The following is a 13802-nucleotide window of genomic DNA, read 5'->3' on the forward strand; positions in this document are numbered from 1 at the left end:
GGGGTGGTCACCGGGTCAGATGCGGCGCAGGCCGTTGAGGAACGGGCAGCCTGCCAGCGTGCGTACGGCCCGGCTGAGGCCTTCGATGTCGTCGGCCGGAGCGCTGAACGGCAAGCGGAAGTCGTGGTCACCGTCATGTCCCTCCACCCGCAGGGTGAGCCCGTAGCGGTCGATGGCGAGCGGGTGCACGATGCCGCGCTGTAGGCGCGGCGGTAGGTGCCTGGCCAGTTGGGCGACGATATCGGCGTGGTCGGCCTGCATGTGCTGCAGCCATGCGGATTCCATGGCGCAGAAGGGATCCGGCTGCGCCGAGCGCAACTCGTCGCTGCTCACCGATTCCGCGCCGGTCGAGTCGGCCACCACCGCGGAGTTGATCACCAGCCGCAGCAGCGTGGCGCCGAAGCCGATGTCGAGCAGGCCGGGATGCGGGTGGTCCTCGGCCACCTCGGTGGCCAGCGCGCGCTGCGCCTGGGTGGGCACCGCACGCACCCAGCCGCGCAGCCAGACCAGTGCCCGCACCGGCTCGCGCAGCGGCAGCGGGGCGTGATCGGTGAGCTCGAGCACCGCGGGCGCGCCCTGCTCGCCGGAATTGCCCGCCAGAATCGCGGCGACCGAGGCAGTGGGCACCGCGATGACGGCGTCGCCGCACTGGCGTACGTGGTGCACCGACGCGGGGGTGGGATCGATGCCCGGCATGGCCAGCACCGCTTGCTCCGCGTGGGCGCACGCGCTGCGCACCCGCTCGGCGGTGGACGGTGCGACGGTCGAGGACGGACTCGGCATACAAACCTCCGTGGAGCGGACAGCGCGCGGTATTGATTAGGTTACCCTAAGCTAAGTGACAGCGCGCGGGTTTCGCAAGCGTTCCGATCGGGCCGAATCGAAGCGGCCCGTGGGATACGGCCGACCGCGGCGAATCTCATGTGCACCGGTCCCGCGGGCAGCCGGCCTCGGGTCGAAGAGTGTTGTTACGGTGAGGGCGTGTCGGAAGGGACGGAATCCGGAGAACCGGTGCTGGTGACGTTGTCGACGCCGCCGCGGCGCAGTCTGGTCGACGGGCTGGTCCGCAACATCGGCGCAAGCCCCGCCGCGCCGACCGTGGAACTGGACGCGCCGGACAGCGGGATCGCCGACTTCCTCGCGCAGGCGGCACACTCCGATACCGGTTTCGTCGCGCGTACCGCCTCTGGTGAGCGCGCGGTGGCCATCGTCGCCGCGACGGCCGCGGCCCTGTGCGGCGAAGACATCGGCGCCGCACTGCGCAACCCCGATATCGCCTTCCTGACTTCTCTGAAACCACCGGCCGTCGAGGCGGTCAGATCCGTCCTGCTCGCCATCGAAACCGCGGCCGGTGACCGGGTGAACGACGCGTTGCGGGTGCTCAACGAAGGTTGAACGACGCTCGGGCGGCCGTGGAACAGCGGCCGCGCGGTGGCCGGGCCTTCCGCGATTGGTGGGGGGCCGGGCGAGCGCGCAAGTAATCTCGTAACCGTGCCGCGAATCGCGTACTTCGGGCCGTCCGGAACCTTCACCGAGATGGCCCTCGCCCAACTCGAATCCTCGGGAACCTTCGACGGACCCGTCGAGCGGATTGCCGCGCCCAGCCAAGGGGCGGCGCTCGACTTGATCCGCTCCGGCGACGTGGACGGCGCGGTGGTGCCGATCGAGAGTTCCGTCGAGGGGTCGATCTCGGCGACGCTCGACTCGCTGGCAATCGGCCCGCGTCTGCAGATCGTCGCCGAGACCGAACTCGAGGTGAGTTTCACGATCCTGGGCAAGCCCGGCACGGCGCTTCCGGATGTGCGCACCCTCGCCGCATACCCCGTAGCCGCTGCGCAGGTGCGGCTGTGGGTGGCGCGGCATCTGCCGCAAGCGCAGCCCTACACCTCGGCGTCGAATGCCGCGGCCGCGGAAGACGTGGTGGCCGGTCACGCCGATGCCGCCGTGTCGACCGCCCTGGCGGGCGAGCGGCTGGGGTTGATCGCGCTGGCCTCCGGAGTCGCCGACCACGAGCAGGCCATCACGCGATTCGTGCTGTGCACCCGGCCCACGGTCGCGCCGCCCCCCACGGGCGCCGACCGCACCTCGATCGTGCTCGAATTGCCGAACGTACCGGGCTCGCTGATGCGCGCCTTCGCCGAATTCGCCACGCGCGGTATCGATCTGACCAGGATCGAGTCGCGGCCCACCCGAACCGGCATGGGCACCTACCGGTTTTATCTCGATTGCGTAGGGCACATCGACGACACGGCGGTGGCCGAGGCGCTCAAGGCGCTGCACCGCGCCGCGCGGATCCGATTTCTCGGGTCCTGGCCGGCGACATCGGCGACCGGCACGCCGCCACCCTCCGACGAAGCCGCGTCGGAGTGGCTGATCCAGCTGAGAAAGGGGAAGGCGGACCTATGACCGGGAGGTTGATTCTGGTCCGGCACGGGGAGACCGAAGGTAACGTCGCCAAGCTGCTGGATACCAGAATTCCAGGACTACCGTTGACCGAACGTGGTGCGGCACAAGCGAAGACGTTCGGTGAAGGCCTGCTCCGCGCGCCGAAGGTGCTGTTCTCCTCGGCGGCGCTTCGGGCACGCCAGACGGCGAGCTACATCGAGGCGGCGACCGGTGTCGCCGCCATGGTCCTGGACGGACTGCACGAGGTGCAGGCCGGGGATCTGGAGGGCCAGCACAGCGAGGATGCGCACCAGACGTTCCAGCAGATCTACCGCGCCTGGCACGAAGGCGATCTCACGTTGCGGGTGCCCGGTGGCGAGTCCGCCCAGGATGTGCTGGATCGGTTCCTGCCTGTGATCGCGGAGCTGCGGAACACGTATCTGACGCCGGAGGACGGCGGGCACGGCGACGTGATGGTGGTCAGCCACGGTGCGGCCATGCGGCTCGTCGGCCGCACGCTCGCGGATGTTCGACCGCCGTTCACCACGAACAACCACCTGGACAACACCGAGACCATCGAGTTGGTGCCGATGCCGGACGGCGGGTGGGAGTGCATTCGCTGGGGCCGGTTCACGCCGCCGTTCGGCTACGACGTCGCGCCTACCTCCGACGATCCCATGGGTTAGCTAGGCATGTTCGGCGTGCTCAGGACAGCTTCGGATGCCGCGGGAACTCTTCGCGTTCCGGCAGGGAGTTGATCAGGTCCTGCACCGCCGTGCGCAGTCGCGCGGGGGTTCCGCTGCTGAGTGACGTCCACTTCACGCCGTCGTCGGACTTGCTCGCGGTCGCGATGAATCGCCCTGCGCGCGTGTTGAAGACGGCGATGTGGTTGTCGGCCATATCTCTGGTGCCGTCGCCGTAGATGACGCCGACTATCTCCGCATACGAGTGGATTTCGACCAAAGCCGCCGCCAAGGTCTTCGCATCGTGGGCAGGGTTGCCCACCTTCGTCAGCCGCTGGGCGGTGGCCGCGGCGTCACCGGTGTCGCCGAAGATCGTGGCCAGCTCTTCGGTGGGGGCGTTCATGCCGTACAGCTCCAGCGGGTCGGCGTAGCCGAGTGCCGCGAGAATGGTGCCGGGCAGGTCGATTCCCGCCTCGTCGATGACATAGGAGTCCTGTCCCCGAAGGGCGACGACCGCAAGGTCGGCGCCCTTCGCCAGACAGAAGCGACTCACCCAACCGTCGACGATCAATCGCAGCGCGATGATCCAATGTGGCCGGTTCAGCGCGCGCAGCCGATTCTCCAGGTCGCGATGGAGCACATCGTCGATGAGGAGTTCCCGCTGGACGAGCGACTCGGCGGCCGCGTCCATCGCCGCTCTGTGATCGGTCAGGTTGTCGTAACGTGCCCGAGCGTTCAAGACGACGGGGACTTCGATCTGCAGTTTCTCCACGAGAAACTGCATCTCGTCGAGCGACAGGACGACCGACTCGAGCGTCGACGGGTCGCGGCCCGCACCGAGTACGGTCACCTAACCGTCCCGCTGAAGTCACCGCCGATGACTCCATCGGCGGTGAAGCGGCCGTCGTTGAAGTGCTCGGCCGACCGCAGGTAATCCCGGCCGTTGTGCTCGCTCTCGTCCTCCTCGTCGCTGCGAGCCTGGTTACCGAGCAACGGATTGCCGTTGCCGTTGTTCGCCGGACGGACCGGGGCAGCCTCGACGGGCTTGACCGCCACAGTCTCCTGCACCGCGGCGGAGCCACCGATCGTGCCGCTGGAGCCCCAGCCTTCCGGAAGCTTGAGCGATCCGTTGCTGATACCGGCCGACCCGAGGCCGGAGAACGACACCGCCCGAGTCGCGGCGCCGACGGCGGTCGCTGCCGCACCGGCTCCCATAGCCATCGGAGCCATGCCGGAGAAGGTGGGAGCGGAGGTGGTGGTCGCCGCCGCGATCGCGCTGCCCGCGACATTTCCGACGGTGGAGACACCGGTGGTGGCGATCGAGCCGACGGCCTGAGCGGCCTGGGTGGCAGCGCTCGCCACACCGGGATTGCTCAAGAACGCCTGCGTGGCGGCCACGGCCGCCTGGATCGGATCGGCAGGGACCTCGGTGGTTGTATCCGCCGCCTGTTCGGGGCCGGCCGATCCGGCGCCCTTGGCGATCGGCGGCGGCAGCAGGAACTCGGCAGGCGTGGCGACCATTGCGCTGGTGGCGGCCTCGTAGGTCTCCATGACCAACGCCGCGCGAATGTCCATGGCGTTCCTGGCGACTTCCGCGACCTCGAACGCGCCGCTCAGTACGCCGGGCGGGTTCGCAGAGGCGGCCAAGGCCGCGTTGACGGCCGCGATCTCGGGCGGGCTCGGCATCGCCAGCGAGGCGACGGTGTAGGCGGTGGCGTTCGCCGCGGCCTTCGCGCCCATCGCGGCCGCCTGCACGCCCTGCTGCTCGGACCAGCCGAGGAAACCGGTGAGCTTGCTCAGCGCGGCGATACCGTTGATGCCCTGCATCCCGACGCCGAGTTCGGCCATCACCCTGGCGACGGTCGTCGTCGCGTCGATCCAGGCGGCGGTGAGGCCGCCCCAGGCGGTGGCCGCGGCCGAGATCGGAATCGCGTGCGCGCCCGCGTGAAGGGTGGCCGAATTGATCTCCGACGGGCGCGCCGCCCAGATCACCCCGGTGACTCCTGCAACCATGTTTGACTTCTCCCCTGCTAAGCGTTGCTGATGGGTCTGGAACTACACCTGGATGGCGCTGATGCCCGCGGCGCGCACCACGTCACCCGCGACGTGCTGCGCCAGCTGCATGCGCAGCGTCGCCGCGGCGTGGTGGCATTCCAGAATCGCCTGCGCGATCGCGCGGTCGTGCGACATCGCCCCCTGGTTGAAATGGCTCGCGCCGAGGAAGGAGACCTCCTCGGCGCCGGAGGGCAGCACGTGCGTCGCGGGCGCGGTGATCGCCGCGGCGGCGGCCAGACGTTCGGCGACGAGGTCGAGTTCGGCCGCGGCGGCGAGAATGGCTTCGGGTGCGATCAGTACATGTCCAACCATGACTCGACTCCTTCTAGTGGCTGTGGGGCGGAACCACGAGAATTCCCCCTTCGAGTGATAGGACGCGACAGCAACGCGATCGGTTCCATCGAATCCCCAACTTTTCGATCTCCGTGCCGATTACACACCCACCGCTCGGGGTGCGCAATACAGCTCGGTTCAGACTATCCCCATCCCAGCTGATGCAGGCGGTCTTCGTCAATGCCGAAATAGTGTGCGATCTCGTGGATCACGGTGACCGCCACCTCTTCCACGACTGCCGTCTCGTCGGCGCAGAGCTCGAGAATGGCCTCGCGGTAGATGGTCACGGTATCGGGAAGCGCTCCGCCGTAATGACTGTCGCGTTCGGTGAGCGCGATGCCGTGGTACAGGCCCAGCAGATGCGGATCCTCCGGATTTCGCGGCTCGATCAGCACGACCACATTGTCGATCGCGCGGGTCAGCTCGGGCGGGATGAGATCCAATGCGTCCCCGACCAATTCCTCGAACCGGTCGTCGGACATCGATACAGGCATCGGCGCCGGGCTACCTCGGCTGGGGCTGCGGCGGCAGCGGCGCGGCGCCGGGCAACGGTGCGGGCGTGGAACGCCCGGTGTTCGGCGGCGGTACCGGAGCCTGGCCGTTGATCAGGATGTCGCCCCTGGCCGAGCCGGTGATCGGCGCGAAACCTTCCCGATCGGCGCCCTTGCCGATCATGCAGTCCAGTTTGCGGCTGCCCGCCATCCAGCTGCGGGCATCGATGTAGTCGAAGAACAGCGTGAGCGTCTTGTTGCGGATGACGTCCGGCCCGCCCAGGTAGTCGGTCGAGGTGCGGGTGCACTCCTCCTCGACGAACTTGTCCTGATCCTCTTTGGCGGGCGGGCCGCCGGTGAAGTGCCCGGCGAGATCGACTGTGGAGACGATCTCGACGGCGTGCGGCTGCGCGCAGTCCACCGGATCGGTGGGCAGGTTCTGGTTGATGCCGAGGCACACGCCCGCCTCGTACACCTTGGACTGGTCGTGCTCGGTGGCGCTGCCGACCGACGGCGGGGTGCCGACGCTGGCCGCGACCTGCAGGCCGCAGCGCAGGGTGCGGTCACCGTGCTGCCAGCCGTCCGGGCTCGGGTACATCAGTCCGACGATGTACTTGCCGCGCGGATCGAAGCGGCCCGACATGTACTTCTGCACCGAGGGCACACAGTGCTCTTCCTTCAGCTCGGTGAGCCGCAGCGAGTCCGGGAAGCGCGAGCCCGGACCGAACTCCTTGCCCGGGTACCTGCTCATATCGATGTCGGCCGCGACCTCGAACATGTGCTTGCTCGAGCAGTTCACCTTGACCAGGTCGGACCGGTCGGGCTTGGTCCAGCTCAGGCAGTCGCCCTTGGCGGCGGTGCCGAATTCCTTGTCCAGCACGGGCTGCGCCGGGGAGCCGGGATTGTGCACTTCCAGGTTCTTCCCGTTGTCGAAGCCGGTGATGGACAGCGTCACCAGGGCCGCGACGACGGCGCCGACGGCCACCGCGAGCAGACCCCAGCGCAATGTGGGCGCCGACAGCTGCACATCGCGCAGATCGCTGTCGGCGAGAGCGGCCTTGGCCGAGTCGATCGAGCGGCGTACCGAGTCGGCACGCGACGACGCGCCGCGCTTGGGCGCCTGCGGGGACCGGGACACAGGTTCGGAGGACATCGCGGTCCATCATGGCAGCGTCCGTGCCTCGGTGCCACGACCTGCCCCGATCGGCGCGGCACGAGTCACGGGCGGTCAGCCGCGCAGAGCCGAAAGGAAGACGCCGGGCAGGCGGGCGGGGTTGGCGTCGGCGTAGAACTCGGTGAGCCTGCGCCCGGTGGTCGCGGCGGTGGCGTTGTCGACGAACCACGGCGGCTTGGGGGAGAGGGCGAGTTCGCCGCCCAGCAACGAGCGCGGCGCGGGCCGGAACGGGCCGCGCACCACCGTGCGCTCCACGTCGTCGAGCAGCAGCGCGTTGTGCACCACGCCGATCCCGCTCTGCACGTCGTCGAGGGTGTGGCCAGGGAAGGCTCCCCAGGCGGCCCGCGGCGCGAGGAAGGCCAGCCCGGTCCAGGTGTTCACCGCGATCGCGCCGTAGCGCAGCCGCTCGATCGCGCGGTCGAAGGCGACGCCGAGCCTGCGGATGGTCGTCGGATGAGCGATCACGTTCGCGCCGAGCGTCCCGGTCAGCTCGGCATTGGCGATGTCGACCGCGCGTTGCAGGAACTCGCCGCCCGCGAAGGGCAATTCGACCACGCCGAGCACGGGGGAGAAGTACTCCGTGCGCAACAGTGGTGTGCCGGTGGGCGGCAACCCCTCGACCAGCACCCGTTGCCCGCCGAGACGCTCGGCCTCCGGATACGAGGCCACCGCGTCGGCGACACGCGCGTCGCTGCCCGGGTAGTACGCCGTGCGCTGTGGCGCCCGCTCCATGGCCAGGCGCAGCTCGGCGAGGAACCGGTCCTTGCGGTCCCACTCCGCGCCGATCACCACCGCCTGCGCGGCCACGCAGTTGTAGCCGCCGTTGTGCAGCCGCTGGGTCGCCACGTGCTCGGCCTGGTAGCGCAGATCGGCGTCGGACCAGTCGCCGGGCACCACGATGGTCGGCGAGACGCCGCCCAGCTCGCTGGTGATCGGTTTGTCCAGCAGCGGCCGGTTGTCCTTCTTCCGCTCCGCGCCCTCCGCGCCTGGGCCCCACACGATGGCGTCGTGGGTCTGCGCGCTGCCGGTCATGTGCACGTGCGCGACATCGGGATGACCGACCAGATAGCCACCCTGCGGTGCGCCGCCGGTGAGAATCCGCAGCACGCCGAGTTCCAGCAGCGGTTCGAAGACCATCTCGAACACCGTGAACAGCGGGTCGGTGATCGGGTTGAGTTTCAGGGCGACCACCCGGTTGTGCGCGTACAGCTCGTACAGCGCGTCCAGCGGCGGGATCGAGGTGATGTTGCCCGCGCCGAGCACGGCGCCGATCCCGCCGGTCGCGGTGGGATCCAGCTGGCCGAGTCCGGCTCGCCTGCGTGCGGCGCCCGCGTCCACGCCGGGGCGCAGCCACACCTCACCGTGAAAACCGTTGAGCAGCAGCCGGTCGTAGACGCCGAGCGGGAATACCGGCACCGCAACCCGTCCGCCCGGCGCCTCCCGCAGCGTGATGCCGGTCAGCGGGGTGCGCCCGGCCTCCAGGGCGGCGAGGGTGGCCGACAGCGCGGCCGTGGCTTGCAGCAGGGTGAGCGGGCCGGACATCCATTCCTCGCCGACCAGCGGGGAATCCGGGGCGAGGTCCTTGACGACACACGCGGCCCGCACCCAGTCCTCCGCGAAGCGGGCGGTCCGGGCGTGGATCTCGTCGAGCAGCTCGCGGCGGCGGCGCAGCGAGGTCGCGGCCCACGCCTTCTCGCCCGCGATCAGGTCGGCCAGGGCGTTGTCGATGGCTGTCTCGTCGAACGGAGTGCCCACAAGCCCACTATGCGCGCGATCTCGCGCGGATGTACCGCATCCTGGGATATCGGCGTGAAAGGTCGGCACAGCGACCACTAGGCTGGTTGCCCATGATCGACCTCCGATTCCTGCGGGACGACCCCGATGCGGTCCGCGCCTCGCAGCGCGCCCGCGGCGAAGACCCCGCTCTCGTCGACGCGCTGCTCGAGGCGGACGCGGCGCGGCGTGCCGCGGTGGCCACCGCGGACAATCTGCGCGCCGAGCACAAGGCGATGGGCAAGCTGATCGGCAAGGCGAGCAAGGAAGAGCGTTCCGCGCTGCTGGCGCAGGCGTCGGAGATGTCGGTCAAGGTCAAGGAGGCCGAGGCCGCACAGCATGCCGCCGACGCGGATCTGGACGCCGCGCACCGCGCCATCTCCAACGTGGTGCAGCAGGGCGCGCCCGCGGGCGGCGAGGACGATTACGTCGTGCTGCAAACCGTCGGCGCGCCGCCCGAGTTCGACTTCGAGCCGAAGGACCACCTGGAACTCGGCGAGTCGCTCGGCCTGATCGACATGGAGCGCGGCGCGAAGGTGTCCGGCGCCCGGTTCTACTTCCTGACCGGCTACGGCGCGCTGCTGCAGCTAGGGCTGCTGCAACTGGCCGCGCAGCAGGCCGTGGCCAACGGCTTCACCATGATGATCCCGCCGGTGCTGGTGCGCCCGGAGGTCATGGCGGGCACGGGGTTCCTCGGACAGCATTCGGCGGAGGTCTACCACCTCGCCGACGACGACCTCTACCTGGTGGGCACCTCGGAGGTGCCGCTGGCGGGCTACCACTCGGACGAGATCCTCGACCTGAGCGGCGGGCCCAAGCGGTATGCGGGCTGGTCGTCGTGTTTCCGCCGGGAGGCGGGCAGCTACGGCAAGGACACCCGCGGCATCATCCGGGTGCACCAGTTCGACAAGGTGGAGATGTTCGTCTTCACCACGCCCGATCAGGCCGACGCCGAACACCAGCGCTTGCTCGCCTGGGAACAGGAGATGCTCGCGGCGATCGAGGTGCCCTACCGGGTGATCGACGTCGCGGCCGGCGATCTCGGCAGCTCGGCCGCGCGCAAGTTCGATTGTGAGGCGTGGGTGCCGACGCAGCAGACCTACCGCGAGCTCACCTCGACCTCCAACTGCACCACCTACCAGGCACGCAGGCTGTCGGTGCGTTATCGCGACGAGAACGGCAAGCCGCAGATCGCCGCCACCTTGAACGGCACCCTCGCGACCACCCGCTGGATCGTGGCGCTGCTGGAGAATCATCAGCAAGCCGACGGGTCGGTCCGGGTTCCGTCCGCCCTGGTTCCGTTCGTCGGGACCGACGTGCTCCGACCGGCGAACTGACCACACGCGAACGATGTCCAGGTGAATAGCTACTGGTTCGCCATGCCGGATTCCCGGGATGTGGCAACCGGCGGGATTCCTTGTGGATAGGCTATTCGTCGTGCGAGGAATCGGGTCTCGCGGCGATACCCGAACCCGGGTGCGGGCCGCGTCTGCGCTGGCGACGGCTATGGTCATGGCTCGGACCACCGGGGCGTTCTACGTCATGGGCGGGGTGCTCGGTCTGTTGATCACCGCCATCGCCCCTGGTGAGGAGGGTAATCGGCCGCTGGTCGGCGGGGCAGCAGCGGTAGCGCTGGTGCTCGGTCTCACGCTGCTCGCGTGGGGCCCACGGCTGCCGCATTCGATCCACCACGTGTACGTCGCGATAGCGACGGTGCTGGTGACGATCGCGGTGCACTCCTTTCCGAACACGGTGGGCGCGATCAGCCTCGCCGCGTTCTACGTATTCATCGCCTGCGACGCCGCCTTGTTCTTCGCTTGGTCGCAGGCCGCCGCCCACATCGCGTTCGCGTTGGCGCTGTGCCTGTGGGTGCTGCCCGCGCGGCCGGTGAGTCCCGGGCTGCCGTGGTGGTCGGGCCTGATCCCGGCCGGTGTGACCTTCGGCGTCGGCGTCGTGGTCGGAATCCTGACCAGGATGGCGTCCGAGGCCGACATCGACGTGCTCACCGGACTGCTCAACCGGCGCGGCTTCGACCGGGCGCTGAACACCGCGATCCAGCAGGCCACCAGGTCCGGTCACGGGCTCGCGCTGGTGCTGGTCGACCTGGACCGCTTCCAGAAGATCAACGACCATCTCGGCCATCGCGCCGGTGACGCCGTCCTGCAGCGGGTGGCCGACACCTGGTCGAAGCTACTGGCCCCCGACCAGCGCCTGGCGCGCTACGGCGGCGACGCGTTCGCCTTGCTGCTGCCGAACACCACCGAGCAGGCCGCGATCCTGCTCACCGAGCAGCTGCGCGCGGCGGTGACCACCGGCTGTTCGGCCGGTGTGACCTCCTGGCAGCCGGGGGAATCCGGGTCGCTGCTGGTCAGCCGCGCCGATGTCGGTCTGTACCGGGCCAAGCAGGCCGGGCGCAACCGGACGGTGCTGGAGTCCTCCCGGCAGTTGCCGCTGGCGGTGGAGCTGCGCGAGGCGATCGACCGCGGCGCCCTCGACGTGCACTACCAGCCGATCGTCAGCCTGACCGAAGGCGGCGGCAAGGCGGTCGGCGTGGAGGCACTGCTGCGCTGGTCGTCCAGCGCGCAGCCGGATGTCACCACCGAGGGTCTGATCCGCGTCGCCGAGGAGTACGACCTCATCTCCGACCTGGACGAACTGGTGCTGCGCCGGGCCTGCGCGGACGCCGCTCGGTTGCAGGAAACCTTCGCCCAGCTGGATCTGACGCTGAATGTGAACGTCAGCGGGCTGGAGCTGGCCGAGACCGGTTACGCCGACCGGGTGGCGGGCATCCTCGCCGCCACGGGATGGCCCGCCGATCAGCTGGTGCTCGAGGTGACCGAGAGCGAGCTGGCCGCCGAATCACAGACCGCGATCGAGAATCTGCACCTGCTGCGCGACCGGGGCGTGCGCATCGCCATCGACGACTTCGGCACCGGTTACTCCTCGCTCAGCAGGCTGGCCACCCTGCCCAGCGACATCCTCAAAGTCGATCAGTCCTTCGTCGCCGCGATCCGCTCCGATTCGCCCGCGCCGCCTTTGCTCGGCGTGATCGCCGCCCTGTCCAACGCGCTGGACCTGCAGGTCATCGCCGAGGGCGTGGAGACCGAATACCAAGCGGCCGTGCTCACCGAACTGGGCTTCGCGCTCGCGCAGGGTTATCACTACAGCGATTCGCACCCGGTCTCGGAGCTGATCAGCGACCTCAACGAGAACAAAGGCCGGATCGGCCCCGGCGTCACCGACCGGGAACTGGGTGATGGGGACTCGGTGCCCGCCAACGGCTGGGTGCCGCTGCCGTAAATCGCTTGACCGTACGGGCCGACTTTGAGCATGCTGGTCGACATGCGATTGCTCGTCTACGCCTATTGATTCGCCGAATCGCTGCGCTCCCCGCGGGCTGGTAGCGCACATACCTTCGGCCTGCGCTCGCTGACGGTTCGGGCGGTGCTCTTCAAGAGCATCGGTGAACTGATTCCGCTGTACGCGCTGTACGCCCTGCTGTTCGCCGACCACGGCATGAGCACGGGGCAGATCTCCTTGCTGTTCGCCATCTGGTCGGCGACTTCGTTCCTGCTCGAGGTGCCCTCCGGTGCGTGGGCCGACACCGTCTCCCGGCGCGGACTGCTCGTGCTCAGCGGTGCGTTGCTGACGGCAGGCTTCGCGCTGTGGACGGTGGCGCCCTCCTTCGCGGGTTTCGCCGCCGGATTCGTGCTGTGGGGAACCTCGGGGGCGCTGGCCTCCGGCACCTTCGAGGCGCTGCTGTACGACGAGCTGGCCGCCCGGGGCGAGTCGTCGGCATACCCGCGCGTGCTCGGCTACACCCGCGCCGGAGCGGAAGCGGCCGTCGTCATCGCGATCGTCGCCGCGACACCCCTGTATCTCTACGGCGGCTATGCCCTGGTCGGCTGGTCCAGTGTCGCCGTCGCGGCCGTGCATACGCTGATCGCGCTGTCGCTGCCCACCGCGCCGAAGGCGGTGTCGGCGGCGGACATCGACGACCTGGAAGAGGAAGAGCCGGCATCCGCTGCGCGCACCGCTGTGTCGGCCCCGGACCCGGCAGTCGGGAACGTCGCGTCCCTCCTCGACTTCGCGGGCGACTCCGCCCGACTCGGCGGGGCGCCCGGTGCGGACGGACGTGGTCCCGTCTCGGTGTCCGGCGGTCGGGACGAGACAGACGAGGCGGCGTTCACCGGGAATCGCGAAGCGGCCCGGCCTCGCCCGTTCGCGCGATACCTCACCATGCTGAAAGCCGGTGTGGGCGAGGCGGTCCGCGTGCGGGTGGTGCGCCATGGCGTGCTGCTGGAAGCGCTGCTGTTCGGGATCACGGCGTTCGACGAGTATTTCGCCCTGCTGGCGGAGGAATCGGGCATCTCGACCGCTGTGGTGCCGCTGCTGGTCGGTCTCACCGTGCTCGGTTCGCTGACCGGTTCGGTGCTGGCGGGGCGCACCGAAGGAATGTCGGGCCGCACGATGTCGATCGCGGTGGGCGTTGCCGGCGTGCTCTTCCTCGGCGGCGCGCTGATCGCAGGCCTCGCGACCGGTCGTCCGGACGCGATCTACCTGTTGACGGGCCTCGGTTTCGCGTCGATCGGCGTCTCCTACGGCATCGTCTACAACGCGGGCATCGTCGCGGGCGCCCGCCTCCAGGACGCCATCGAGGGCCCGGCCCGGGCGACCGTCACCTCCGTCTCCGGCCTCTTGGGCGAGGTGATCGCCCTAGCGGTCTTCGGCTTCGCCGCCGTGATCACCCTCTGGTCCTCCATGGCCACCCTCTTGGCCCTTCTCGGAGCCTCCATCCTCGCCCTCTCCACCCTCGCTCCCCGCTGGCTCCCACCCCGCGCCGACTGACGAGCGGCACACCACCGAGAGCTCTTCTCGGGAAACGCCGCGACCATGTGCCACTCGCGG

At 69.3% G+C, this 13802-nt stretch carries 13 protein-coding genes; 6 read left to right on the plus strand and 7 right to left on the minus strand.

What is annotated here, in order from left to right:
- Positions 1-15: 15 nt before the first annotated feature.
- The gene (locus ABZ420_RS16555; protein ID WP_357122962.1) at positions 16-783 is read right to left on the minus strand and encodes a DUF2470 domain-containing protein; all 768 of its coding nucleotides are present in this window, start codon (positions 781-783) and stop codon (positions 16-18) included.
- 198 nt (positions 784-981) lie between these two features.
- Between ABZ420_RS16555 and ABZ420_RS16560 the strand changes: the two genes are divergently transcribed.
- From ABZ420_RS16560 to ABZ420_RS16570, 3 genes are all read left to right on the plus strand, one after another.
- Positions 982-1395 (plus strand): hypothetical protein, encoded by a 414-nt coding sequence (locus tag ABZ420_RS16560; RefSeq protein ID WP_357122965.1) that lies wholly within the window; start codon positions 982-984, stop codon positions 1393-1395.
- Positions 1396-1491: 96 nt separating this feature from the next.
- Complete coding sequence (gene pheA, locus ABZ420_RS16565; RefSeq protein WP_357122968.1) at positions 1492-2406, plus strand: prephenate dehydratase; 915 nt, start codon at positions 1492-1494, stop codon at positions 2404-2406.
- On the plus strand, positions 2403-3071 hold the full coding sequence (locus ABZ420_RS16570) for a histidine phosphatase family protein (RefSeq protein ID WP_357122971.1): 669 nt from the start codon (positions 2403-2405) through the stop codon (positions 3069-3071). Before pheA ends, ABZ420_RS16570 begins: the two co-directional genes overlap by 4 nt.
- A gap of 19 nt (positions 3072-3090) precedes the next feature.
- Here ABZ420_RS16570 and ABZ420_RS16575 read toward each other — a convergent pair whose 3' ends face one another.
- From ABZ420_RS16575 to ABZ420_RS16600, 6 genes are all read right to left on the minus strand, one after another.
- On the minus strand, positions 3091-3918 hold the full coding sequence (locus tag ABZ420_RS16575) for an ESX secretion-associated protein EspG (RefSeq protein ID WP_357122974.1): 828 nt from the start codon (positions 3916-3918) through the stop codon (positions 3091-3093).
- Positions 3915-5081 carry a PPE domain-containing protein gene (locus ABZ420_RS16580; protein WP_357122977.1) on the minus strand — a complete coding sequence of 389 codons (1167 nt, stop codon included), beginning with the start codon at positions 5079-5081 and terminating at the stop codon, positions 3915-3917. The genes ABZ420_RS16575 and ABZ420_RS16580 overlap by 4 nt, the downstream gene beginning before the upstream one ends.
- 42 nt (positions 5082-5123) lie before the next feature.
- On the minus strand, positions 5124-5435 hold the full coding sequence (locus ABZ420_RS16585) for a PE domain-containing protein (protein ID WP_040864191.1): 312 nt from the start codon (positions 5433-5435) through the stop codon (positions 5124-5126).
- Between the two features lie 164 nt (positions 5436-5599).
- Entirely contained in the window at positions 5600-5950 is a 351-nt protein-coding gene (locus ABZ420_RS16590; RefSeq protein WP_357122980.1) for a metallopeptidase family protein, read from the minus strand.
- 10 nt (positions 5951-5960) lie between these two features.
- Positions 5961-7100: a septum formation family protein gene (locus tag ABZ420_RS16595; protein ID WP_357122982.1), complete on the minus strand. Its 1140-nt coding sequence runs from the start codon at positions 7098-7100 to the stop codon at positions 5961-5963.
- A 75-nt stretch (positions 7101-7175) separates the two neighbouring features.
- The gene (locus ABZ420_RS16600; protein WP_357122985.1) at positions 7176-8876 is read right to left on the minus strand and encodes an aldehyde dehydrogenase family protein; all 1701 of its coding nucleotides are present in this window, start codon (positions 8874-8876) and stop codon (positions 7176-7178) included.
- Between the two features lie 92 nt (positions 8877-8968).
- Between ABZ420_RS16600 and serS the strand changes: the two genes are divergently transcribed.
- The 3 genes from serS to ABZ420_RS16615 all read left to right on the plus strand — a co-directional run bounded on the left by serS (position 8969) and on the right by ABZ420_RS16615 (position 13742).
- Positions 8969-10231 carry a serine--tRNA ligase gene (gene serS / locus ABZ420_RS16605; protein ID WP_357122988.1) on the plus strand — a complete coding sequence of 421 codons (1263 nt, stop codon included), beginning with the start codon at positions 8969-8971 and terminating at the stop codon, positions 10229-10231.
- Between the two features lie 175 nt (positions 10232-10406).
- Positions 10407-12194: a bifunctional diguanylate cyclase/phosphodiesterase gene (locus tag ABZ420_RS16610; RefSeq protein ID WP_357122991.1), complete on the plus strand. Its 1788-nt coding sequence runs from the start codon at positions 10407-10409 to the stop codon at positions 12192-12194.
- A 144-nt stretch (positions 12195-12338) separates the two neighbouring features.
- Positions 12339-13742 (plus strand): MFS transporter, encoded by a 1404-nt coding sequence (locus ABZ420_RS16615; protein ID WP_357122994.1) that lies wholly within the window; start codon positions 12339-12341, stop codon positions 13740-13742.
- Positions 13743-13802 lie beyond the last annotated feature (60 nt).

This window comes from Nocardia sp. NPDC005745 (assembly GCF_040630775.1).
GTDB lineage: Bacteria > Actinomycetota > Actinomycetes > Mycobacteriales > Mycobacteriaceae > Nocardia.

What these genes read in the sequence shown, in the direction of transcription:
- ABZ420_RS16555 (WP_357122962.1), bottom strand. Translation starts at nt 783, where the DNA reads ATGCCGAGTCCGTCCTCGACCGTCGCACCGTCCACCGCCGAGCGGGTG.
- ABZ420_RS16570 (WP_357122971.1), top strand. Translation starts at nt 2,403, where the DNA reads ATGACCGGGAGGTTGATTCTGGTCCGGCACGGGGAGACCGAAGGTAAC.
- ABZ420_RS16580 (WP_357122977.1), bottom strand. Translation starts at nt 5,081, where the DNA reads ATGGTTGCAGGAGTCACCGGGGTGATCTGGGCGGCGCGCCCGTCGGAG.
- ABZ420_RS16585 (WP_040864191.1), bottom strand. Translation starts at nt 5,435, where the DNA reads ATGGTTGGACATGTACTGATCGCACCCGAAGCCATTCTCGCCGCCGCG.
- ABZ420_RS16590 (WP_357122980.1), bottom strand. Translation starts at nt 5,950, where the DNA reads ATGCCTGTATCGATGTCCGACGACCGGTTCGAGGAATTGGTCGGGGAC.
- ABZ420_RS16595 (WP_357122982.1), bottom strand. Translation starts at nt 7,100, where the DNA reads ATGTCCTCCGAACCTGTGTCCCGGTCCCCGCAGGCGCCCAAGCGCGGC.
- serS (WP_357122988.1), top strand. Translation starts at nt 8,969, where the DNA reads ATGATCGACCTCCGATTCCTGCGGGACGACCCCGATGCGGTCCGCGCC.
- ABZ420_RS16610 (WP_357122991.1), top strand. Translation starts at nt 10,407, where the DNA reads ATGGCTCGGACCACCGGGGCGTTCTACGTCATGGGCGGGGTGCTCGGT.